Source organism: Glycomyces sambucus (assembly GCF_900102815.1).
In the GTDB taxonomy this organism is placed as follows: domain Bacteria; phylum Actinomycetota; class Actinomycetes; order Mycobacteriales; family Micromonosporaceae; genus Glycomyces; species Glycomyces sambucus.
Window position 1 is genome coordinate 523,544 of the sequence record NZ_FNGF01000004.1, and the last position, 22,660, is coordinate 546,203.

17 protein-coding genes are annotated in these 22,660 nt (G+C 73.6%); 2 read left to right on the plus strand and 15 right to left on the minus strand.

The window, feature by feature from the left end:
- Nucleotides 1-15 precede the first annotated feature (15 nt).
- From BLS99_RS14960 to BLS99_RS14995, 8 genes are read right to left on the minus strand one after another with little or no spacing between them, the layout of a single operon-like run.
- Nucleotides 16-354, minus strand: coding sequence for a metal-sulfur cluster assembly factor (locus tag BLS99_RS14960; protein ID WP_091051143.1), 339 nt, complete (start codon nucleotides 352-354; stop codon nucleotides 16-18).
- Nucleotides 351-806 (minus strand): Fe-S cluster assembly sulfur transfer protein SufU, encoded by a 456-nt coding sequence (gene sufU, locus BLS99_RS14965; protein ID WP_091051146.1) that lies wholly within the window; start codon nucleotides 804-806, stop codon nucleotides 351-353. The genes BLS99_RS14960 and sufU overlap by 4 nt, the downstream gene beginning before the upstream one ends.
- Nucleotides 806-2,074, minus strand: a complete 1,269-nt coding sequence (locus BLS99_RS14970; protein WP_281243611.1) for a cysteine desulfurase — start codon at nucleotides 2,072-2,074, stop codon at nucleotides 806-808. The genes sufU and BLS99_RS14970 overlap by 1 nt, the downstream gene beginning before the upstream one ends.
- A 14-nt stretch (nucleotides 2,075-2,088) precedes the next feature.
- Entirely contained in the window at nucleotides 2,089-2,850 is a 762-nt protein-coding gene (sufC, locus tag BLS99_RS14975; protein ID WP_091051150.1) for a Fe-S cluster assembly ATPase SufC, read from the minus strand.
- Between the two features lie 11 nt (nucleotides 2,851-2,861).
- Nucleotides 2,862-3,200 carry a non-heme iron oxygenase ferredoxin subunit gene (locus tag BLS99_RS14980; protein ID WP_091051153.1) on the minus strand — a complete coding sequence of 113 codons (339 nt, stop codon included), beginning with the start codon at nucleotides 3,198-3,200 and terminating at the stop codon, nucleotides 2,862-2,864.
- On the minus strand, nucleotides 3,197-4,378 hold the full coding sequence (sufD, locus tag BLS99_RS14985; RefSeq protein ID WP_091051157.1) for a Fe-S cluster assembly protein SufD: 1,182 nt from the start codon (nucleotides 4,376-4,378) through the stop codon (nucleotides 3,197-3,199). Before sufD ends, BLS99_RS14980 begins: the two co-directional genes overlap by 4 nt.
- 36 nt (nucleotides 4,379-4,414) lie before the next feature.
- The gene (gene sufB / locus BLS99_RS14990) at nucleotides 4,415-5,848 is read right to left on the minus strand and encodes a Fe-S cluster assembly protein SufB (protein WP_091051161.1); all 1,434 of its coding nucleotides are present in this window, start codon (nucleotides 5,846-5,848) and stop codon (nucleotides 4,415-4,417) included.
- An 8-nt stretch (nucleotides 5,849-5,856) separates the two neighbouring features.
- The gene (locus BLS99_RS14995; protein ID WP_091051167.1) at nucleotides 5,857-6,609 is read right to left on the minus strand and encodes a helix-turn-helix transcriptional regulator; all 753 of its coding nucleotides are present in this window, start codon (nucleotides 6,607-6,609) and stop codon (nucleotides 5,857-5,859) included.
- A 164-nt stretch (nucleotides 6,610-6,773) separates the two neighbouring features.
- On the opposite strand from BLS99_RS14995, the gene BLS99_RS15000 reads away from it, so the two are divergent.
- Together BLS99_RS15000 and BLS99_RS15005 are read left to right on the plus strand one after the other, a co-directional pair.
- A complete protein-coding gene (locus tag BLS99_RS15000) occupies nucleotides 6,774-7,793 on the plus strand; it encodes a COX15/CtaA family protein (RefSeq protein WP_091051171.1) in 1,020 nt (339 codons plus the stop codon).
- Between the two features lie 120 nt (nucleotides 7,794-7,913).
- On the plus strand, nucleotides 7,914-8,921 hold the full coding sequence (locus BLS99_RS15005) for an ADP-ribosylglycohydrolase family protein (RefSeq protein ID WP_091051175.1): 1,008 nt from the start codon (nucleotides 7,914-7,916) through the stop codon (nucleotides 8,919-8,921).
- A gap of 20 nt (nucleotides 8,922-8,941) precedes the next feature.
- Here the strand turns inward: BLS99_RS15005 and BLS99_RS15010 are convergent, their stop codons facing one another.
- From BLS99_RS15010 to BLS99_RS15040, 7 genes are all read right to left on the minus strand, one after another.
- Nucleotides 8,942-10,105, minus strand: coding sequence for a malic enzyme-like NAD(P)-binding protein (locus BLS99_RS15010; protein ID WP_091051178.1), 1,164 nt, complete (start codon nucleotides 10,103-10,105; stop codon nucleotides 8,942-8,944).
- Nucleotides 10,106-10,201: 96 nt separating this feature from the next.
- Nucleotides 10,202-12,142 (minus strand): hypothetical protein, encoded by a 1,941-nt coding sequence (locus tag BLS99_RS15015; RefSeq protein WP_143034820.1) that lies wholly within the window; start codon nucleotides 12,140-12,142, stop codon nucleotides 10,202-10,204.
- Nucleotides 12,143-12,193: 51 nt separating this feature from the next.
- A complete protein-coding gene (locus tag BLS99_RS15020; protein ID WP_091051185.1) occupies nucleotides 12,194-13,333 on the minus strand; it encodes a VWA domain-containing protein in 1,140 nt (379 codons plus the stop codon).
- A complete protein-coding gene (locus BLS99_RS15025) occupies nucleotides 13,330-15,600 on the minus strand; it encodes a DUF5682 family protein (RefSeq protein ID WP_091051188.1) in 2,271 nt (756 codons plus the stop codon). The genes BLS99_RS15020 and BLS99_RS15025 overlap by 4 nt, the downstream gene beginning before the upstream one ends.
- Complete coding sequence (locus tag BLS99_RS15030; RefSeq protein ID WP_091051191.1) at nucleotides 15,597-16,685, minus strand: ATP-binding protein; 1,089 nt, start codon at nucleotides 16,683-16,685, stop codon at nucleotides 15,597-15,599. The genes BLS99_RS15025 and BLS99_RS15030 overlap by 4 nt, the downstream gene beginning before the upstream one ends.
- A gap of 10 nt (nucleotides 16,686-16,695) precedes the next feature.
- Nucleotides 16,696-19,908 (minus strand): DUF4132 domain-containing protein, encoded by a 3,213-nt coding sequence (locus BLS99_RS27445; RefSeq protein ID WP_143034821.1) that lies wholly within the window; start codon nucleotides 19,906-19,908, stop codon nucleotides 16,696-16,698.
- A gap of 104 nt (nucleotides 19,909-20,012) precedes the next feature.
- A complete protein-coding gene (locus tag BLS99_RS15040; protein WP_091051198.1) occupies nucleotides 20,013-22,658 on the minus strand; it encodes a DUF4132 domain-containing protein in 2,646 nt (881 codons plus the stop codon).
- Nucleotides 22,659-22,660 lie beyond the last annotated feature (2 nt).

The following is a 22,660-nucleotide window of genomic DNA, read 5'->3' on the forward strand; positions in this document are numbered from 1 at the left end:
TCAAGTCTGACTTCGTCAGACATTGAAGCCCAGTGCCCGGAGCTGGTCGCGGCCGTCGTCGGTGATCTTGTCGGGGCCCCACGGCGGGATCCACACCCAGTTGATCTTGAGGTCGGCCGCGAGGCCGCCCTCGGCGCCGGAGCACAGGGCCGAGCGGGACTGGTCCTCGATGACGTCGGTCAGCGGGCAGGCCGCCGAGGTCAGGGTCATGTCGAGGGTGACCACGTTCGTCTCGTCGACGTGGACGCCGTAGATCAGGCCCAGGTCGACGACGTTGATGCCCAGCTCGGGGTCGACGACGTCTTTCATGGCCTCGAGGACGTCGTCCTCCTTGGCCTTCACGGTGTCGGTCATGCGTCGGTCCTTCCGGAGGTCGCTTCGGCGCGGACCAGGGCGTCCTTGAACGCCATCCAGCCCAGGAGCGCGCACTTGACGCGCATGGGGTACTTCGAGACGCCGGCGAACGCGACCGCGTCCTCCAGGGTCTCCTCGTCGCCCTCGCCCTGGCCCTTGGAGTTCATGAGTTCGGTGAACTCGGCCAGACGGGCCAGCGCGTCGTCGACCGTGGAGCCGTTGACCAGCTCGTAGAGGACGGAGGCGGACGCCTTGGAGATCGAGCAGCCGACGTTCTCGTAGGAGACGTCGGCGATCTTGTCCCCGTCGACGTGCACCCGGAGGGTGATCTCGTCGCCGCAGGTCGGGTTGACCTGGTGCGACTCCCCCTCGTAGGGCTCGCGCAGGCCGGCGCCGCGGGGGCGCTTGTAGTGGTCCAGGATGACTTCCTGGTAGAGCTCGTCGAGATTCATCAGGAGAACACCTTTCGCACCCTGCCCAACGCCTCCACGAGCCGGTCTATTTCCTCGTGCGTGTTGTACACGTACGCGGAGGCGCGGGTCGTGGCGTTGACGCCGAAGCGGTCGCAGGTGGGCTTGGCGCAGTGGTGGCCGACGCGGACGGCGACCGCCTCGGCGTCGAGGACCTGGCCGACGTCGTGCGGGTGCACGCCCTCGAGGGTGAAGGAGACGGTGGCGCTGCGCCCGATCGGGACGCGGGGGCCGATGACGGTGAGCCCGTCGACGGTCTCCAGCCGCTCGAGCATGTACCCGGCGAGCTCCTTCTCGTGGGCGCGCACGTTCTCCATGCCGAGCGAGTCGAGGTAGTCGACGGCGGCGGCGAGGCCGACGGCCTCGGCGATCGGCGGCGTGCCGGCCTCGAACTTGGCCGGCGCCTCGGCGAAGGTCGTCTGCTCCATGGTGACGGTCTTGATCATGGAGCCGCCCGTGAGGAACGGCGGCATGGCGTCGAGCAGGTCCGCTTTCGCCCACAGGACGCCGATGCCGGTGGGCCCGAGCATCTTGTGGCCGGTGAAGGCGATGAAGTCGACGCCGAGTTCAGCGACGTTCACGGGAATATGCGGGACGGACTGGGAGGCGTCGAGGCCGACCAGTGCGCCCACTTCTCGGGCGCGCGCGGTGATCTGCGAGGTCGGGTTGACCGTGCCGAGCAGGTTCGCGACGTGCGTGAACGAGACCAGCTTGGTCCGCTCGGTGATGACCTCGGGGACCGACTCGAGGTCGAGCCGGCCGTGGTCGGTGATGCCGATCCACTTCAGGACCGCACCCGTGCGCCGGGCGAGCTGCTGCCACGGGATGAGGTTGGCGTGGTGCTCCATCTCGGTCACGACGATCTCGTCGCCGGGCGCCAGGCGCAGTCGCGGGTCGGCGTGCGGGTCGAGCGCGGCATTCTGGAACGCGTACGCGAGCAGGTTGATCGCCTCGGTGGAGTTCTTGGTGAACACCACCTCGTCGGCGCTCGGGGCGCCGATGAAGGCGGCGACCCGGGCGCGGGCGCCCTCGTACGCCTCGGTGGCCTCGGCCCCGAGGGTGTGCACCGAGCGCGAGATGTTCGCGTTCGAGTGCTCGGTGAAGCGGCGCATGGCCTCGACGACCTGGACGGGCTTCTGCGAGGTCGCAGCGGAGTCCAGGTAGGCGACCGGCCGGTCCCCGATCATGCGTTTGAGGATCGGGAAGTCGGCGCGGACGGCCTCGACGTCGAGCTTGGTGACAGCCTCCACGGGCTCCTCCTGGTCTAGGCGGCCTTCGTGCCGACGTAGGACTCGTAGCCTTCGGCCTCGAGCTTCTCGGCGAGCTCCGGGCCGCCCTCCTCGGCGATCCGGCCGTCAACGAAGACGTGCACGAAGTCGGGCTTCACGTACCGCAGGATGCGGGTGTAGTGCGTGATGAGCAGGACGCCGGAGTCGGTGGTCTCCTTGGCGTGGTTGATGCCCTCGGAGACGACGCGCAGGGCGTCCACGTCGAGGCCGGAGTCGGTCTCGTCGAGGATCGCGAACTTGGGCTTGAGGAGCTCCATCTGCACGATCTCGTGGCGCTTCTTCTCACCGCCGGAGAAGCCCTCGTTGACGTTGCGGTTGATGAACGCCTCGTCCATCTTCAGCTCGGCCATGGCGCCCTTGAGGTCCTTCATCCAGGTGCGGAGCTTGGGGGCCTCGCCGTCGACCGCGGTCTTGGCGGTGCGCAGGAAGTTGGAGACGCTGACGCCGGGGACCTCGACCGGGTACTGCATGGCGAGGAAGAGGCCGGCGCGGGCGCGCTCGTCGACGCTCATCGCCAGGACGTCGTCGCCGTCGAGGAGGACCGTGCCGCCGGTGATCTCGTACTTCGGGTGCCCGGCCAGCGAGTAGGCCAGGGTCGACTTGCCGGACCCGTTGGGGCCCATGATGGCGTGGGTCTCCCCGGAGTTGATGGTCAGGTCGACGCCGTGCAGGATCGGCTTGGCGCCCTCTTCGGTGTCGACCGAGACGTGCAGGTCGCGGATCTCGAGCTTGCTCATAACAGTTTCCTCTAGGCGTTTTCGGTGGTCTTGGGCTTCAGGCTGAGGTAGACGTCGCCGTCGCGGAGCTCGACCGGGTAGGTCGGAACCGCGGTCGTGGCGGGCGGGCCAGACGGCTTGCCGGTGCGCAGGTCGAACATGGACCCGTGCAGCCAGCACTCGATCGAGCAGTCGTCCACGTCGCCCTCGGAGAGCGCCACGGCGGCGTGGGAGCACTCGTCGTAGAGGGCGAACACCTCGTCGGACTTGCGCACGAGCACGATCGACGTGCCGTGGATGTCGGCCGCGACGGGCTCGGACTCCGGCAGTTCGTCGAGGGCGCACACGCGCAGGAAGTCGGTGTCGGTCATGCCGCGGCCGCTCCGGCGTCCAGGCGGGCGACGACGAGCTCGGTGAGCTCCTCGCGGAGGGCCTCGTCGGGGACCTTGGCGACGATCTCGTTGAAGAAGCCCTTGACGACCAGGCGGCGGGCCTCGGCCTCGGGGATGCCGCGCGACTGGAGGTAGAACAGGTGCTCCTCGTCGAAGCGGCCGGTCGTGGACGCGTGCCCGGCGCCGGCGATCTCCCCGGTCTCGATCTCCAGGTTGGGGACCGAGACGGCGCGGGCGCCGTCGGAGAGGACGAGGTTGCGGTTGATCTCGTACGTGTCGGTGCCGGTGGCGGCGTCCTGGATGAGGATGTCGCCGACCCAGACCGTGCGCGCGGTGTCGCCCTGGAGGGCGCCGCGGTAGTTCACGTTCGAGCGGCAGTCGGGGACGGAGTGGTCCACGAGCTGGCGCTGCTCCAGGTGCTGGCCGGTGTCGGCGAAGTAGAGGCCGTAGGCGTCGACGGAGCCGCCGCGGCCGGCGTAGTCGACCGACAGGTACTGGCGGACCAGGTCGCCGCCGAGCGTGACGGCGACGTGGTCGAGCTTCGCGTCGGTGCCGAGGCGGGCCTTCTGGTGCTCGACGTGCGTGGACTCGCGGTCCCATTCGGCGAGGACGACGAGGCGCAGGTGGGCGCCGTCGCCGACCGAGACCTCGACGTTGTCGCCGAGGCGGGCCTGCCCGGTGTGGCGCACGATGATCGTCGCGTCGGCGTGGTGGCCGACCTCGATGTACGTGTGGGCCCAGGTGGCGCCGTCGAGGCCGCCGCCGGTGACGTCGATCCAGACGGGCCCGGCCACGGCGGCCTCGGGCGCGACGGCCACGAGGAGCGCCTTCTCGGTCTTGGCCCAGGCGACCGCGCTGGGGCGGTCGAACGGGGTCAGGATCGAGCCGAGCCGCTGGTCGTCCTTGCCGACCGCTTCGGCGGTGACGCCGGCGGGCAGGTTGCGGACGGCGTACTCGGCGGCCTTCGCCGCCGGGGCGGTCCCGGTGTCGTCGAGGCCGGCGAGGCGCTTGACGGGCGTGTAGCGCCAGTCCTCCTCGCGGCCGTTCAGCGCCGGGAACTCCTCCGGGTCGAACGAGCGCAGCAGCTGCGACTTCGTCTTCGGGGGCACCTCGCCGAGGCCGTGGGTGTGCGGCTTCGGGGCCACTTCAATGCTCATAGAAAACTCTGGTTCCTAGTCTCCGGTCCGGGTCGCTTAACCGACCGCGCCTTCCATCTGCAGCTCGATCAGACGGTTCAGTTCGAGGGCGTACTCCATCGGGAGCTCCTTGGCGATGGGCTCGATGAAGCCGCGCACGATCATGGCGGCCGCCTCGTCCTCGGTGAGCCCGCGGCTCATGAGGTAGAACATCTGGTCCTCGCCGATCTTGGAGACCGTGGCCTCGTGGCCCATGTCGACGTCGTCCTCGCGGATGTCGACGTACGGGTAGGTGTCGGAGCGCGAGATGGTGTCGACCAGGAGCGCGTCGCACTTGACGGTGGACTTCGCGTGGTGGGAGCCCTCGTCGACCTGGACCAGGCCGCGGTAGGAGGTGCGCCCGCCGCCGCGCGAGATCGACTTCGACACGATGGTCGAGGAGGTGTGCGGCGCGGCGTGGGTCATCTTGGCGCCGGTGTCCTGGTGCTGGCCCTCGCCGGCCATGGCGACCGACAGGACCTCGCCCTTGGCGTGCTCGCCGACCATGACCACGGCCGGGTACTTCATGGTGACCTTCGAGCCGAGGTTGCCGTCGACCCACTCCATGGTGGCGCCCTGCTCGGCGATCGCGCGCTTGGTGACCAGGTTGTACACGTTCGAGGACCAGTTCTGGATGGTCGTGTAGCGGACGCGGGCGTCCTTCTTCACGATGATCTCCACGACGGCCGAGTGCAGCGAGTCCGAGGAGTACACCGGGGCGGTGCAGCCCTCGATGTAGTGCACGAACGAGCCCTCGTCGGCGATGATGAGCGTGCGCTCGAACTGGCCCATGTTCTCGGTGTTGATCCGGAAGTACGCCTGGAGCGGGATGTCGACGTGGACGCCCTTGGGCACGTAGATGAACGAGCCGCCCGACCAGGTGGCGGTGTTGAGCGCGGCGAACTTGTTGTCGCCGACCGGGATCACGGAGCCGAAGTACTCCTTGAAGATCTCCGGGTGCTCGCGCAGGCCGGTGTCGGTGTCCATGAAGACCACGCCCTGCTGCTCCAGGTCCTCGCGGATGGAGTGGTAGAGCACCGTGGACTCGTACTGGGCGGCCACGCCGGAGACGAGCTGCTGGCGCTCGGCCTCGGGGATGCCCAGCTTGTCGTAGGTCTTCTTGATGTCCTCGGGCAGGTCCTCCCAGGACTCGGCCTGCTTCTCGGACGCCTCGACGTAGTACTTGATGTTGTCGAAGTCGATGCCCGAGAGGTCGGCGCCCCAGTTCGGCATGGGCTTGCGGCCGAACAGTTTGAGGCCCTTCAGGCGCAGGTCGAGCATCCATGCGGGTTCGCCCTTGCGCGCGGAGATGTCGCGGACGACCTCTTCGGTCAGCCCGCGCCGCGCGTTGGCGCCGGCGGCGTCGGAGTCGGCCCAGCCGTACTCGTAGCGTTCGAGGGAGGCGAGGGCCTCCTCCTGGCTCAGCGGCTCGCTCTTCTGCGTGTCGGTCATCTGAAGTCTCACCTTTGACCTGTCGGGTTGTCGGTCTGTGCGCGCTCGGGGGCGGGCAGCGGAACGGGTCCGCTCCCCCCGGCGCCGTGCGCGGCCCTGCGGCCGCGGTCCTTGCCGGGCACGTGGGTGGTGCACACCCCGTCCCCGTTCGCGATCGTCGCCAGGCGCTGGACGTGGACGCCCAGCAGGCGGCTGATCACGCGCGTCTCCGCCTCGCACAGCTGCGGGAACTCCGCGGCCACGCCCGCCACCGGGCAGTGGTGCTGGCAGATCTGCCCGCCCGAGGCGATGACGGACGCCGTGGCGGCGTAGCCCTCGCTCGACATGGCGGTGGCCAGCGCCTGGGCCCGCTCCATCGGGTCGTCCGCGTCGACCGCGTCGAGGGCGGCCCGGCAGCGGGCCTCCAGGCGCGCGACCTGCTCGGCGGCGAAGCCGCTGACGGCGCCCTCGCCTTCGAAGCGGCGGATCCAGCGCAGCGCCTCCATCGCGAGGTCGTCGTAGGTGTGGCCGAAGGAGGTGCGGGCGGCGGGCGTGAGCTGGTAGCTCTTCGCGGGCCGTCCGCGGCCGGCGGTCCTGACCACGCGGGTCTCGACCTGGCCTTCGGCCTCCATCGCGTCGAGATGGCGGCGGGTGGCGGTGGCGGTGATGCCGAGGTCCCGCGCGAGGTCGGCAGCCGTGGCGTGGCCGCGTTCGAGCAGGAGGCGGGTCACTCGGCGGCGGGTGTCCCCGTCCGTCGAGTGGCTGGTCGCCCTCGTCACCATTTCCACAAGGTAAATGTTACTTAATTCGCTCCGGGCCGTCGAGACGGCCTGTGGTGAGACGGGGCACGCAGGTTTGCCTAACCTCACCTCGGGACCGGACGATGCGGCCCACACCGGGAGACCCGGCCGCACGCTGCGCGCGCGCACCGGGTTAGGTTCGCCGGGTGAACCTGTTGCAGCGGTGGTTCAGCAAGCCCGGCGCGGTGCGCAGGTGGGCGCTGGCCAGTGTGATCGCCAATGTCGGCATCATCGTGACCGGCGGCGCGGTGCGCCTGACCGAGTCGGGCCTGGGCTGCCCGGAGTGGCCCAAGTGCACCGAGGACTCGCTGGTGGCGACCCCCGAGATGGGGGTCTACGGCGCGATCGAGTTCGGGAACCGGGTGCTGACCTGGGTGCTCGTGACGATCGCGGTGGGCGCGCTGCTCGCGGCGTGGCGGCGGGTGCCGCGGCGCTCCTCGCTGGTGAAGCTGGCGTTCGGGGCGTGCCTGTACGTCCCGGTGCAGGCGGTCCTGGGCGGGATCACCGTGTGGACGGGCCTGAACCCGTGGGTGGTGGGCCTGCACTTCCTGGCCTCGATCCCGCTCGTGGCGCTCTCGTTCGCGCTGTACGTGCGCTCGGGCGAACCGGACGGCGAGGTCGTGCCGCTGGTCCCCCGGCCCGTGGTGCTACTGAGCCGCGGCCTGGTGGCGACGGCGGCGGCGGTGATCGTGCTCGGTGCGATCGTGACCGGCTCGGGCCCGCACGCGGGCGACGCCGACACGCCGCGCAACGGCCTCGACCCGGCCCTGATGTCGCAGTTCCACGCGGACCTGGTGTGGCTGCTGGTGGGCCTGACGGTCGCCTTGATCGCGGCGCTGCACGCGGTGAAGGCCCCGCGCCCCGCGATCCGCGCGGCGTACGTGCTGCTGGTGGTGGAGCTGCTCCAGGGCGTCATCGGCTACACGCAGTACTACCTCGACCTGCCGGTGCTGCTGGTGGGCCTGCACATGCTCGGCGCGGGCGTGCTGTGGGTGGCCGTGGTGGCGGTGCCGTTCAGCCTGCGCAGGCGCGAGCCGAGCACCGACGCGGTGCCGCTGCACTACGAGATCCACGGCGAGCGCGAGGGCGACGTCATCGTGGACCGGACGGAGCGGGAGCAGGGCGACGTGGCGGAGGACGACGAGGCGAAGGAGCCGGCGGTCTAGCCGGACCCGACTCTCGCGGCCCCGGGCTCCGGCCCGGGGCCGCGTCGTCTATAGGGGTCGGCGGCGCACCGGGCCGCCGCGGTCGCGCCCGAGGAGGCAAGGACGCCATAGAATCCCGGCGTGACACAAGCGCTCTCACGCCACGACCGCGTCCTCGGCAGCCTCATCGGCGGCGCGGTCGGCGACGCCCTGGGGTACCAGGTCGAGTTCGACGCCTGGCCGTTCATCGCGGCGGAGTTCGGCCCCGCCGGGGTCACCGAGATGCGGTTCAACCGCGTCTCCGACGACACCCAGATGACCCTCTTCACCGCCGAGGGGCTGCTCCTCGCCGCGCCCGGCGGCGAGGTCGAGTCCGTCCGCAAGGCGTACCTGCGGTGGCTGAACACCCAGCGGGAGCCCATGCCGCCCATGGCGTCCGAAGGGCTCGCCGCCCAGCCGTGGCTGTACGCGCGCCGCGCCCCCGGCAACGCCTGCATCTCCGGCCTCGCCGCCCACGACCGCGTGGGCGACGCCTCCGACTGGCGCGCCCGCACCGCCGGGGTCAACGCCAACTCCAAGGGCTGCGGCACCGTCATGCGCTCGGCCCCCTTCGGCCTGCGCCACTCCCCCGCCGCGGCCTACGACCTCGCCGAGCAGTGCTCGGCGCTCACCCACGGGCACCCGACCGCGGGGACGGCGGCCGGGGCGTTCGCGATGATCGTGTCGCACCTGGTCAACGGCGAGACGCCGCAGCGCGCGGTCTCCGAGACCATGCTCCACCTGCGCCGCGACCTCGGCCGCTCCGAGACCGCCGACGCGCTCCAGCGGGCGTACATGCACGCCGGGACCGTCCCGCCCGGGCCGAACACGTGCGCGAAGCTCGGCGAGGGCTGGATTGCGGAGGAGGCGCTGGCGATCGCGGTCTACTGCTTCCTCGGCACCGACGACGTGCGGGCCGGGCTGGTGGCGGCCGTCAGCCACGGCGGCGACTCGGACTCGACCGGGTCGGTCCTGGGGAACCTGTACGGGGCCGCGTACGGACACGCGGCCCTCCCGAGGGAATGGTCTTCCCAGGTGGAGGGCCGCGAGGTGATCGCGGCGCTGGCGGGTCTGCTCAGCGCCGAACCGGTGTCCGAGAGCGCGGTCTAGGCCGTGTTCTCTGCGGCGGTCTAGGCGGCGGCCTTGACCGCCGCGGCGACCGCGGGGGCCACGCGCGGGTCGAGCGGCGAGGGCACGATGCGGTCGGCGGCGAGGTCCTCGGCCGCGATGTCCGCGATGGCGCGCGCCGCGGCGAGCTTCATCGCCTCGGTGATCTGCGGGGCCCCGGCGTCGAGGGCGCCGCGGAAGATCCCCGGGAACGCCAGGACGTTGTTGATCTGGTTCGGGTAGTCGCTGCGGCCGGTCGCGACGATCGCGGCGTGCCGCAGGGCGGTCTCCGGGGCGACCTCCGGCGTCGGGTTCGCGAGGGCGAACACGATCGCGTTCGGCGCCATGCCTTCGAGCGCGGACTCCGGGATCGAGCCGCCCGAGACGCCGACGAGGACGTCGGCGCCGCGCAGGGCCGCGGTGACGTCGCCGCGGCGGCCGGTGCGGTTGGTGAACGTGGCCAGGCGGGCCTTCACGGAGTTGAGGCGCCCGCGGCCCTCGTGGACGATCCCGGTCGAGTCGCACACGATGACGTCGCCGACCCCGGCCTCGGTGAGGATCTTGGTGATCGCGACCCCGGCCGCGCCGGCGCCCACGATCGTGACGGTGAGGTCCTCGGCGCGGCGGTCCTGGAGGCGCAGGGCGTTGGTGAGCGCGGCGAGGACGACGACGGCGGTGCCGTGCTGGTCGTCGTGGAACACCGGGATGTCGAGCCTCGCCTTGAGGCGGTCCTCGATGTCGAAGCAGCGCGGTGCGGCGATGTCCTCCAGGTTGATCCCGCCGAAGGACGGCGCGATGGCCGCGACGGCGGCCACGATCTCGTCGGGGTCCTTGGTGTCCAGGCAGATCGGGACGGCGTCGACGTCGGCGAACTGGCGGAACAGCGCAGCCTTGCCCTCCATGACCGGGAGGGAGGCGGCCGGGCCGATGTCGCCGAGGCCGAGGACGGCGGTGCCGTCCGTGACCACGGCGACAACGTTCGAGCGCCAGGTGTGCGTGCGGGCCAGGGACTCGTCGGCGGCGATGGCCTCGCACACCCGGGCCACGCCGGGGGTGTAGGCGACCGACAGGTCCTCGCGGCTGTCGAGGGGGACGGTGGTCGAGGTGCGGAGCTTGCCGCCGCGGTGGGCGAGGAAGATCGGGTCTTGCAGGTCGATCACGGTGTGTGATGGCACAGAAAGCCTCATTGCTTCGATGTGGATCGCCGACTCTGCGGAGGGGACGGTCGGCCCCTGTGGTGTTGGAGTGGCTGGTGTGATGACCGGGGATCTCCCGAGAGACGGCTAGTGTAGCTCAGCGGTGACCAACATCCGGACCGCGGCGGCGGTCCAGGCGGCGCCCTTCGCCCCCTCGTCCTCATTGCCCAGTGCTTTGGACAGGTGCACGAAATCCATTGCGGCCCTTTGGAGGCCGACGCGGTTGAGCGCTGAGGCGGCGGCCTCGACGCGGACCCGGGAGGGCTCGCGGGAGCGCCGCAGGCCCTGGTGCGCGAGGTCGGCGCAGACGCTGATCGCGTCCTCGATCGCGGCCGAGACGGGCTCGGAGGCGGCGGCGTCGCCCGCGGCGGCGAGGTCGGCCGAGTCGTCGCCCGGCGCGAAGTCCGGGACAACCGGGCCGTCCGCGGTGAGGATCGCGGTCGGCTCGACGATGAGCCGCCCGCGGTGGCGGTGGACGTGTCCGGCGACCGCGAGCGGGCCTGCGGTGAACGCCCGCTCGGCGGCCTCCAGGGCGCCCGGGGCCGCGGAGGTGTGGGCGACGACGACGAGCGCGGTGCCGCCGTCGGGACCGGTGATCTCGGCGGCGAGGCGCTGGGAGGCCGGGTCGTAGCCCAGGGGCTCGGTCTCGGCGACCGCGAGGACCCGCAGGGACTCCGCGGCCACGCGCGGGCGCACCAGCGCGGGCGGGCGCTCGCCGAGCTCGTCGGCCAGCGCCCCGAGGTCGGTGGCGCGCAAGGAGGACGGGAGGTCGTTCCAGGCGAGGCCGAGCGGGAGGACCTGGGTCTTGGCGAGGCGGCCGGTGCCGAGCTTGAGGGCGCGGGCGGCGGTGCGGGTGGCGGCCTCGGTGACGGTGTTGCCCGCGGCGAGGGCGCCGATGCGGCATCCGGCGAGGCGGCGGGAGGCGACCTCGGCGCCGGTGACGGTGCCGTCCTCGGGGATCGGCCAGTCGCGCTTGATGGAGAGGACCATGCCGGTCTCGGGCTGGGCGAGGTAGAGCTCCATGGTGCGGCGGTCGCCCTCGGTGCCGACGCGGGCGCCGAGTCCGGTGAGGCGCACCAGGGTCAGCGGGGTCGCGTCGGCCTCCTCGGAGCCGAGGACGTGCGCGGCGGGGGTGCCGAGGGGGTGGGCGGCGGCCTTGGCGCGGGCGGGGATCTCGGCCAGGAGCACGGCGAGGCGGTGGGGGTCGTAGGCGGCGGAGCGGTCCTCGTAGCGCTGGAGCTGGTCGATGAGGTCGTTCACGGCGCCGGCGGGCCAGTGGGCGCGGCGGCGGGTGAGGGCCTTGGCCTCGCGCTGGAGGGAGGCGCGCAGGACCGCGTCGGCCCCGGCGGCGCCGTCGAGGAGGACCTGGGCGGCGAGGTCGACCGTGGCGGCCAGGGTCTCCTCGGGGTTCGCGCCGCCGACGGCGACGGTGGCCGCGCCGGGCTCGGCCTCGCGGAAGGCCCAGACGGCGAGGACGATCGCGGTGTCGCGGGCGGGGCCGGTGGCGTCGGTGTGGACGTAGCCGAGGCCGGGCACGAGGAAGCTCACGGTGGCGGCGGGGAGTTCGGCGGCGGCGGGCCGCTCGGGTCCGGGCCAGGTGAGGCGGGCGGTGTACCCGGCCTTGCGGGTGGCCTCGGCGGCCTTGAGGGCGTGGGGGCCGAGGGCGTCGCGGAGCTGGTCGTCGGTGATGACGGCGGGGGTGGCGGTCTCCGCCGGCGCCGCCGGGGCCGCCTCGGTCCCGGCCGGTTCGGCGCCGGCGTGCTCGCGCTGGTAGGCGAGGACGGCGCCGACGCGGTGGCGGCACTTGCCGGCGGCGCCGCAGGTGCAGGTCGCGGTCTCCAGGCCGCCCTCGGCGGGGAGGACGGCGGTGGCGCCGTCGGGGAAGACCGCGGTGAGGGCGCCGTCGGCGAGGGTGAGCTCGGGGGCGGTGCCGGCGTCGAGGTCCTTGGCGGCGCGCTTGACGAGGCCGCGGTTGGCGAGGGCGGCGAGGGCGTCCGGGGTCAGGGCCAGGAGGTCACTTCTGGACACGGTGGTCACTCCGTTTCGGGAAGCGAGCGGTGGGCGGGACGGGTGCGGGCCTCACGTGCCGAGCCGTTCCGCGACGAACTCGACGAGGTGGGAGGGGGTCATGGCGCCGATGTGGGCGCCGACGTCGGCCATGCGCTTGGCGAGGTTGCGGTCGTAGGAGGGGTTGGCCTCCTCGTCGAGGGCGGCCAGGCCGAGGAACTGGGTGCCCTGCTCGCACAGCTGCTTGGTGGTGTGGACGAGCCGGGACTCGCTGCCGCCCTCGTAGAAGTCGGTGATGAGGGCGACGATGGACCGGCGGGGGTTCTCGATGAGCCCGGCCGCGTAGTCGACGGCCTTGGCGATGTCGGTGCCGCCGCCGAGCTGGACCTTCATGAGCAGTTCGACCGGGTCGTCCACTTCGGAGGTCATGTCGACCACGCTGGTGTCGAACGCGACCAGGTGGGTCTTCAGGCCCGGGAGGGCGTACAGGCACGCGGCCGTGACCGCCGAGTGGATGACCGAGCTGGTCATCGACCCCGACTGGTCGACCAGGAGCACGAGCTGCCACTGCTCCAGGCGCTTGGAGGTGCGCGAGTGGAAGTGGGGGCGCTCGATGGCGACCTGCCGGTCCTCGGGCCGGTAGTGCTTCAGGTTCGACTTGAGGGTGCGCTTGAGGTCGAAGTCGCGGGCGCGGCGGTGGAAGCTCGGCTTGCGGTTGCGGCTGCCGGTGAAAACGGTGCGGACCTGCACGGACAGCTTCTCCACCAGCTGGCGCACCACTTCCTCCACGATGCGCCTGGCGGCGTTGAGGACCGCCGGGTTCATCAGGTGCTTGGTCTGGAGGACGGCCTTGAGGAGCGCGGGGTTCGGCTCGATGCGGGCGAGGACGTCGGGGTCGGTGAGGACGTCGTGGATCTGGTACCGCTCGATGGCGTCGCGTTCGAGGCGCTCGATGGTGTCCTTGGGGAACAGCTTGTGGATGCTGTCGAGCCAGTCGACGGTGGTCACGATCGACGCCTCGTCGCCGCCGCGCCGGTCGTCGCTGTCGCGGGCGCCGCCGCGGCGCACGTCGCGCTTGCCGAGGTCGTCGTCGCGGCCGTACAGCCAGTCGAGGGCGGCGTCGCGCCCGGCGTTCTCCGCGTTGAGGCCCCCGGTGGAGCGTTCGGCGGCGGGGCCGAGGATCAGCCGCCAGCGTTGCAGGTCGGCGCTCATGTCACGTCCGTTCCGAAGAGGAGGTGCTCGCGGTCGAGGACGGCCTCGACGCGCGCTTCGAGGGCGAGGGACGCGGCCACGGTCATCGGGTCGACCTCCAGCCGCTTGGTCAGGTCCGCCGCGTCGCCGCCGCCCTGGAGGGCGACGACCCGCTCGGCGATGAGGCCGCGCTCGCGCGGGGGGAACATCGCGAACGCGTGGCGCAGCGCGGGCAGGGCCTCCAGGAACTCGGGCTCGGTGAGGTCGCCGACGAGTTCGTCGACGGCGGCGATGACGCCCTCGTCCTCGGCCACCACCTCCTCGCGGGCGAGCGAGAACAGCCCGGCGAGCCAGTCCCCCAACCGGTCCGGGGCGGCCGCGCCCTCGGCCGCGGCGGCGGCGTCGGCGGGCGCGCCGAGGGCCCAGGCGAGGCCGAGCGCGGCCCCGCGCAGGTCCGGCGGGGCCTGCGGGTCGAGCGCGATCCGGTCGGCCGCGGCGGTGACGCTGCCCGCGGCCGGGGCCAGGCCCGGGGCGTGGCGGACCGCGTCGCGCAGGGCCGTGAGCGCCCGCAGGCGCCCGGGCTCGGCGGGGCCGGGCGGGGCGTGGAGCCCTTCGGCGAGCCACATGATCCGGTCGCAGCACGCGGCCACGACCGAGCCGTACAGGTCGCTGCCGGCGGTGCCGAACAGGTGGTCGTGGCGCCACAGCGCCAGCGCCACCGCGAGGGCCTGCCCGACCGCGGCGAGGTCGCTGGACTCGGACACGGCCGCTTCGACGGCGCCGCCGAGCCGGTCGGTCAGGTGCGCGCGGCCGCACAGCGCGGCGTCGAAGAGGATGGCGGCCAGCATCTCCAGGGCGCCGTCGCGGTCGAGGCGCTGCTCCAGGACGGTCTGCGCGGCGTCGCCCAGGGTGGCGCCGAGCGCGCCCGCCTCGATGAGCGCGGGGAGCCGGTCCTCGGTGGGGCGCAGCGTCCAGTACTCCTCGGAGGTGACGTCGGCGCCCGCGGACGGGCCCTCGTCGCGGCGCACCCCGGGCACCGACAGCAGTCGCAGGCAGTGGAGGACGCGGCTGCGCGCGAGGTCGGCCGGGCGGGCGAGGTCGAGGCGCATCGCGCCGTCCTTGTCGAGGCCCAGGCGCTCCATCTCGGCGTGCGCGTCGGCCACGAGCGGCGGCGCGGGGGTGTCGGGGTGGAGGCGCCCGACGCGCTCGCCGGTGAGGGCGGCGGTCATCTCGACGACGACCGGATGCGTTCCGGGCGTGAGGGTCCCGCGCCGCGTCCACGGCAGCGGGCCCTCCAGGTCGTCGCTGATGAGGGCGCTGGCGAGGCCGTCGAGGAGGTCGGTGCGGCCCGGCACCTCGTGGCCGCGCAGGCGCGCGAGGCCGTCGGTGAGGGCGCGGGCGCCGATGAGGTCGGCGGTGGAGACGTGGAGACCCTTGCCGCGCAGGCGGGTCGTGATGCGCTCCATGAGCGCGCCGGCGGCGACGGCGGCGCCGTCCTCCCACAGGCGCTGGTAGTACTCGGGCGAGGGCATCCCGGACTGGTAGCCGGCGAAGGCGTCGAGGCGCTTGAACGAGTACGGGACGAGGAACCCGCCGGTCTCGGTGCCTTCGGGCGGCCGCGGGACCTGCGGGGCCGCGGTGTCGCCCTCCTCGGCGAGGCGGCGCAGCGCGGGGGCGTGGAAGCCGCCGCAGACGACCAGGACCGGGCCCTCGTGCTCGGCGAGCGCGGCCCGGATCCACTGGGCCATGTGGGCTTCGCGGGCGGTGTCGGCGCCGTTGGTGTCGGCCTCGCCGCGCACCAGGTCGAAGTAGGCGTCGAGGCGGTCGGCGAGGCCGTCGGGGTCGGCGTTCTCGACCAGGTGGTCCCAGAGGGCGTCCTGGTTGTCGGCGCTGAAGGCGGCGCAGAGGCGGTCGGTGGCCTCGGTGTAGCGGCGCTCGGCGTCGGAGTAGCGGTTCTCGACCCCGTCGAAGGCGTCGTGCCAGGCGGGGAGGTCGATGAACCGCACCTGCGCGCCGGTGCGGCGGCCCTCGGTGAGGGCCGTCCACTCCGGGGAGTAGTCGCACAGCGGGGTCCAGGAGCGGCGCACCGAGGTGCCGGTGCTGGCGTAGGAGTAGATCGCCACGGGGAGTTCGTGTTCGAGGGCGAGTTCGTCGAGGCGGTCGTTGAAGTCGGCGGGGCCCTCGATGAGGACGGCCGCGGGCCGGAGCCGTTCGATGCGGTCGGCGACGAGGCGGGCGCAGGCGGGCGAGTGGTGGCGCACCCCCTGCACGTGGAGGCGGTCGATCATCCCGGCAGTAGGTTCCGGGCCTGGTAGAGCGACTGCCAGTGCGGGCCTTTGCGCTTGGGGGCCTTCTGCTCCAGGTAGCGGCGCAGGCGCGCGAGGTCCTCGGCGGAGTCCTTGGCGGCGGCGCCGGCCATGCAGTCGACGATGTCGCCGGCCTCGGCGACCCCGCCGCGCAGGTACCACGCCTTGATGCCGACGGCGTGGGCGACGGAGACGGCCTCGGCGGTGGACATGACGGCCTGGGGGCGGCCGCCGTTGGCGTCGCCGACGCGGAGGTCGCGGAAGACCCGGACGAGGACTTCGAGGACGTCGCGGGAGGGGGCCTGGGGGACGCCGGAGCGGGCGAGCGCGTTGGCGGCCTCGTGCTCGACGAGGTCGAGTTCGGTCTTGAAGTCGCCGATGGGGAAGACGGTCTCGAAGTTGAAGCGGCGCTTGAGGGCCGCGCTCATCTCGTTGACGCCGCGGTCGCGGGTGTTGGCGGTGGCGATGATGTTGAAGCCCTCGCGGGCGAAGACCATCGAGTCGCCTTCGAGCTCGGGGATGGCGAGGACGCGGTCCGAGAGCGGGGACAGCAGCGAGTCCTGGACTTCGAGGGGGCAGCGGGTGATCTCCTCGAAGCGCACGACGCGGCCTTCGGCCATGCCGCGCAGGAGCGGCGCGGGGACGAGGGCGCGCTCGGTGGGGCCTTCGGAGACGAGGAGGGAGTAGTTCCAGGAGTAGGCGATCTGGTCCTCGGTGGTGGAGGCGCCGCCCTGGATGGTGAGGGTGGAGTCGCCGGAGACGGCGGCGGCGATGAGCTCGGAGAGCAGGGACTTGGCGGTGCCGGGCTCGCCGACGAGCATGAGGCCGCGGCTGGTGGCGAGGGTGACGAGGGCGCGGTCGATGAGCGAGGGGTCGCCGACGAACTTCTTGGCGATGCCGCGGGACTCGTCGCCGCAGATGAAGGTGCGGGCGGCCTGGAGGCTCAGGGCCCAGCCGGGCGGGCGCGGGGCGTCGTCCTCTTCGGCGAGCTTGGCGAGTTCGGCGGCGTAGCGCTGCTCGGCGGGGGGCCGCTGGAGGCGCGGTTCGGCGGTTGCGGTGTCGCTCATGGGAGTCTTTCTAGCTGGTGGTCTGGACGGGTGCGGTGAGCCGGGCGAGGAGTTCGGCGGCGGCCACCGGGTCGATGGCGCGGCCGGGGAGGGGCCTGGCGTGGTCGGGGCGGCGGTTGCGGTTCGCTTGCAGCCGCAGGCCGGTGACGGTGTGGACGAGGTCCGGGTCGGGGTCGTGGCGGTCGGGGGCGGGGGCGGCGTCGCCGAGGAGCCAGCCGCCGGGGACGGCCCGCTGGAGGCGCCAGACCCAGGCGGGCGGCTCCCCGGCGGAGCGGTAGGTCTGGATCCAGCCGACGCGCTCGCCGAGCTGGGGGTAGGTGCCCTGGAGGCCGTCGAAGCGGGTGAGGCGGCCGGTCTCCAGCTCCTCGGCGGTGAAGCCGGCGCCGGGGCGGGAGAGCTGGTCGAAGGGCTGGATGACCTCGTAGTCGGCGAAGATCGTGACCCAGGCGGGGGTCTCGTCGCCCAGGAGCGCGGGGTGGGCGAGGCGGATCGCGGCGGGGTCGGGGTGGAACTCGCGGTCGTCGGCGTCGGCGAAGCCGCCGTCCTCGGCGATGCGGAACCCGGCGCCGCGGCTGTGCCAGGCGAGGCGGCGGGTGAAGACGCCGGTGATGGGGTGGGCGTCGAGGACGCGGAGGTCGGCGAGGGTGAAGGTCCGGCCGTCCATCATGGCCTCGCGCAGGAGGTCGGCCTGCTCCTCGGCGGTGGTCTCGACGGTCTTGACGAGGGCCTTGCAGCGGGCGGCCGCGGCTTTGGCGAGCGCGGCGTCGTCGCGGACGCCGGGTTTGGGGAGGGCCTTGCGGGCCCTGCCGGTGTCGTCGGTCAGGCGCGGGGTGAGGAGCCGGTCGAAGACGAGGTGGAAGCGCCTGGGGCCGTAGTCGAACTCGATCGGGCCGGGCACGCCGTGGTCGGGCAGGAGGCGGTCGGCGAGGGCTTCGTAGGTGAGGCCGCGGTCGGCGGCGAGGCGGTCGGCGAGGACGCGGGCGCGCTCGGTGGCGGTGTTGGCGAAGCGGAACGCGCGGGTGACGTCGCGCAGGGCGGCGAAGGCGGCCTCGGTGCCGATGTGGGCGAGGACGTCGAGGCCGGTGAGGGCGCGGTCGAGCTGGCTGCGGCCGGGCCAGTCGGCGACGAGGGGGCCGAGGACGGCGACGGTGGCGTCGTCGCCGAAGGCGCCGAGCTGGTCGACGGCCCAGGAGTCCTTGCTGGGGGCCTCGGCGCGCAGCCACAGGTCGAACAGGGCGAGGGAGAACCGCTGGAGGGATGCGGGTTCGCAGTGGGCGGCGAAGTCGTCGACGCCGGGGAAGGGCAGTCGCGGGGACCAGAGCGCGAGGGCCGCGATGAGGTGGCGCACGGACGCGGCCGGGAGCGCGGTGGCGTTGCCGCGCAGCATGACCGGGGGGAGCATGGCGGGGTCGGCCCAGGCGCCGGGGGTGACGGTGCCGGCGAGGGGCACGCGAGGGTCGGTGGCGAGGAGGGCCTCGATGCGGGCGCGGACCTCGGGGCCGGGGGGCAGGGCGTCGAGGACGGCCCGGTCGCCGAGGCGGCGGGCGAGGTGGCGCAGGGCGGCCTCGCCGCCGTCGCGCAGGCGCTTGTCGGGGCCGAGGGCGCACGGGACGAGGTAGGGGACGGCGCGGGCGCCGTGGCGGTCGAGCCAGGCGGCGCCGTGGGCGCGCGCGGACTTCAGTCGCGCGAACCAGTCGGCGGCGAGGGCGGCGGCCTCGGCGCTGCGGATGGGGACGAGGGCGCCGGCGTACTTGGGGGCGTCGCGGAGCTTCGCGAGGACGGCGCCGGCTTCGGCGGCGCCGCCGCGGGCGAGGCGCCCGCGCAGGCGGTCGGCGAAGCCGAGGCCGAGTTCGGAGTCGCCGGTCCAGAAGGCGGCGTCGTCCCATTCGGCGAAGGACGGCTCGATGGCCATGGCGGCCTCGCGTTCGCCGGGGGCCCAGACGATCTCGGTCCCTTCGGGGGCGGTCAGGCCGGGGACGGGGTCGGGGGCGCTCCGGCGGCGGCGCTCGGCCCAGGGGGGCGCGAGGAGGGCGGCGGGGAGCCGGTCGGGGTCGGCGACGTCGGGGGCGGCCTCGGCGAGGAGGGCGTCGACGGCGGCGCGCTCTCGGTCATCGAGTCCTTTGAGAACGGTGTCGAGGGGGACGGCGTCCTGGCGCAGGGCCCCGGCGAGGCGGAAGCGCTCGGTGGGGGCGGTGTCGGCCGCGAGGGCGGCGACGGCGCGGGCGAAGCGGTGGGGCTGGCGGACGGCGGCGGGCTTGACGGCGGCGAGCGCGCCGGGTTCGGCGGCGCGGGCGACCAGGAGCCGCGCGGCCTCGTCGCTGGGGAGGGCCGCGACGGCCTGGAAGAGCATGGTGCGCTGGGCGAGTTCGAGGCTCTTGTGGCCGAGGGTGGCGGCGAGGACGGGGAGGGCGGCGGCGCCGAGGTTGCGGAGGAGTTCGGCGACGAGCCATTCCTTCGCGAGGTGGGCGGGCAGGCGCGTGTCGCCGAAGGCGCGCACGTGCTCCTCGCGGCTCATGGCGGCCCACACGGCCTGCTCGACGGCGGCGATGCCCTTGTAGGCGGCGCGTTCGGCGCAGGTCTGGGCGACCCACTCGTGCTCGTCGGGCAGGAGCAGGACGGCGGCGGCGCGCTTGAGGGGCGTGTCGCGGTGGGCCGCGGCGGTCGCCACGACACGGGCGTACTCCTCGTCGCCGGCGGCGGCGAGGAGGCCGCGGACGAGCGCGAGGGCGCCCTTGCGGTCGGACCAGACGACGATCCACTTGAGGCTGGAGGCTTCGCCGGGGGCGACGGTGGGGATGTCGTTGACGCCCCAGCCGGCGGTGGAGGTCCAGCGGGTCTCGACGTCGAGCTCCTCGATGGCGGCGGCGACGGCGAACGGGAGGCCGTGGTCGGCCGCGAGCGCGGCGAACAGGTCGCGGTTGACGGCGGCGTGGTCGCCGTCGCTCTGGTACTGCGACCCGCGGAAGGGGTCGGCGAACCGGAGCAGGGTGACGACGACCGCGGCGCCGGCGGGGTTCGCCTCGCCGCGCAGGTGCGCGAGCCCGGCCCGGCCGCGCTCGGGGTCGCAGTCGGGGTGTTCGAGCGCGGCGATCATGTCGTCGCGGCGGGCGGCGAGGACGGCGCCCACTCTCGCGGAGGCCGCGGGGTCCGGCGCGACCGGAGCGCCCGCGCCGCGCCCGCGCCGGGGCAGGACCGGTTCCGTCCACTCGGCAGGAAGGATCAATCGATCTTCTTGCGCTGCAACGGTTTCGGTCATGTCATTCCTTCGCGGGGCGGTCGGTTCCCCAAGATCATAGAGACAGGGTGCGACATCCCGTCCCGCTCAGGTCATCGAACGGTGTGGCGGTCCAGGAGGGCCAGCAGCTCGGATGCGAGCAGCGGGTCGAGGTCGCGGGGGGCGTCCGCGTCCGCGGACTCCTCGGCGGTGAACCGCACCGTGTTCAGTGTCTGATGCGGCGCGGCGCCGGGGTCGGCGGGGTCGATGCCGGGGCTGAGGCCGAGCATGAACCAGCCGCGGTCGCGGATCTCGCGGCACAGGCCGAGCGGCGCGCCGGCGCCGCTGAACACGTGCGTGTACTGCCACCACCCGCGGGCGCGCTGGAGGCCCAGCAGCGGCCCGGTGGCGACGGTGCGGCCCTCGAAGCGCGCGATGCGGCCGGTGGCGGCCTCCTCGCGGGTGAGGGTGAAGACGGGGCGGGCGAGCTGCTCGAACGGCTGCACCACTTCGTAGTCGGTGAGGAGCTGGGCCCACGCGGCGGTCTCGGCGCCGAGGTGGAGCGGGTGCGGCAGGCGCACCGCGGCGCGTTCGGGCAGGCGCAGGACATCGTCGCGCACGTCGGCGTAGCCGCCGTCCTCGGCGATGCGGAACGCGGTCCACCCGCGCCCGGTCGTGTACTGCCACACCAGGCGCCGGGCGAGGTGGCGCATGAGGGCGTGCCCGGCGACGAAGCGCTCGAAGTCGGACCGGGACCAGACCCGGCCGCCGGTCATCGCGCGCTCCAGGCGCCCGACCTGCTCGGTGCCCACGGACTTCAGACCGCGCTTGAGCCGGTCGAAGCGGGCAGCAGCCGCGGCGGCGGCCTCGGGGTCGTCGCCCGCGGCGGGGCGCGGCAGGCTCCTGCGGGCCTTGCCCTTCGGGTCGATGACGTAGGGCTTGAGCTGCTCGTCGAAGCCCACGGTGAACGAGCGGGGCCCGAAGTCGAGGGCCATGCGCCCGTCGGCGTCGAGTTCGACGTCCGGCACGAGGCGGTCGAGCAGCTGCTCCTGGTCGAGGCCGAGGCGGGCGGCGATGCGGTCCACTTCGGACGCCGCGGCCTTCTTGAGGCCCTTGAAGGACGCCTGCCGGGAGATGCGGTGGACCGCGCTCAGGGCCTCCTCGGTGCCGATGGCGCCGAGCAGTTCCAGGCCGCGCACGGCCCGCTTGTGCAGGCTCCGGCCGGGCCATTCGTGGACGAGCGCTTCGAGGCGGCGCACCGTGGCGTCGTCGGCGAACCGGGCGAGCTGCGTGAACGCCCACGGGTTCGCGCGGTCCCCGGCACCGTTCCAGGTGGCGAACACGGCCCACGAGAACTCGCGGAGGCTCGCGGGGTCGCAGTGCGCGACCGCGGCCTCCACCGCGGGGTGCGGGTCCCTGGCGGTGTCGAGCGCGAGCGCGGCCAGCAGGTGCTCGACGGCGGCCTGCGGGAGGCGGGCCCTGCGGCCCTTGGTGAGGACCGGGGTGGCGGTGACCATCGCGGCCCAGGGGGCGCCGCGGCGACCGTGCGGCGGCGCCGCCAGGGCCGCGGGGACGTCGGCGGTCTCGGGCGGGTGGCCGCGCCAGGCGAGGAGCGCGTCGACGCGGTTGCGGTCGGCGGGGTCGAGCGCGTCGCGGGCGGGGCCGTCGAGGACGGGGTGCGAGCGGATCAGTCCGATGAACCGGGCGAGCTGCGCGGTGTCGGCGTCCTCGGTGAGGGCGGCGACGGCGCGGAGGGTGCGGACGGGGAAGCGGTCGGCGACCCGCTGGAGGCGGTCCCAGGTGCGGTGGGTCTCGATGTGCTGGAGGAAGAACCGCACGGCGTCGTCGCGGGGCAGGGTCGCGAGCACGTCGTGCAGGGCCTCGCGTTCGGAGTCGCCGAGCGCCGGGGCGAGGGAGGCGGCCAGGAGCAGCGGCGCGCAGTCGGGGCCGACGCCGTCGAGGAGCGAGCAGTGGTCGTGGGCGCGGCTGAGGGCGTCGAAGCGGTGGCCGAGGAGGCCCGCCGCCGCGAGCTGGGCCGTGGAGCCGACGCTGCGCAGCAGCCAGACGGTGCTCTCGTGGCCTTCGATCAGCCCGGCGGCCCGCTCGGCGCAGGCGGTGTCGACCCAGTCGGTGCGCCCGGGCACGAGGTAGGCGCGGACGGCGCGCTGGACCGGGTTGCGACCGTTGGACTCCAGGACCGCCTCGATGGTGCGGAACTGCGCTTCGGGCATGGTCGAGAGGTGGGTGCGCAGGCGCAGGAGTTCGCGTCCGAAGCTGCGCCAGGGGATGCGGGCCGGGCCGTCCGGGACCGCGGTGAGCGGGACCGGGGCGCCCCCGCGGTCGGGGAGGCCGTACAGGACGCGGTGCACGGTGGTGACGGCGAAGTAGGCCATGACCGCGCTCGCGGCGAACTCGGCGCCGTGCTCGCCGAGCCAGGCGTCGTACTGGCAGTACCCGGAGTCGCGCCAGAACGAGGTGCCGACGGCGTCGTCGACGGTGAACGCGGCGGCGGCGCCGAGCGGGTCGGGTTCGCCGCCGAGGTAGTACCGGAGCGCCGCGCCGATCCGGAGGTCGGTCTCGGGGTGCGCCGCCGCCGTGAGCAGCGGCTCCCGGCGCTGCTCGACCCCGGTGAACCGCCACCACTCGGTGTCCGCGGGCCGCATCGTGAACGGGCGGGCCGACCGCCCCCCGCGCCGGGGCGCGGCGGCGGCGAGCTGGTCGGCGGTGAGGGCGAAGGCGTCCTCGTCGGGGAGGCCCACGG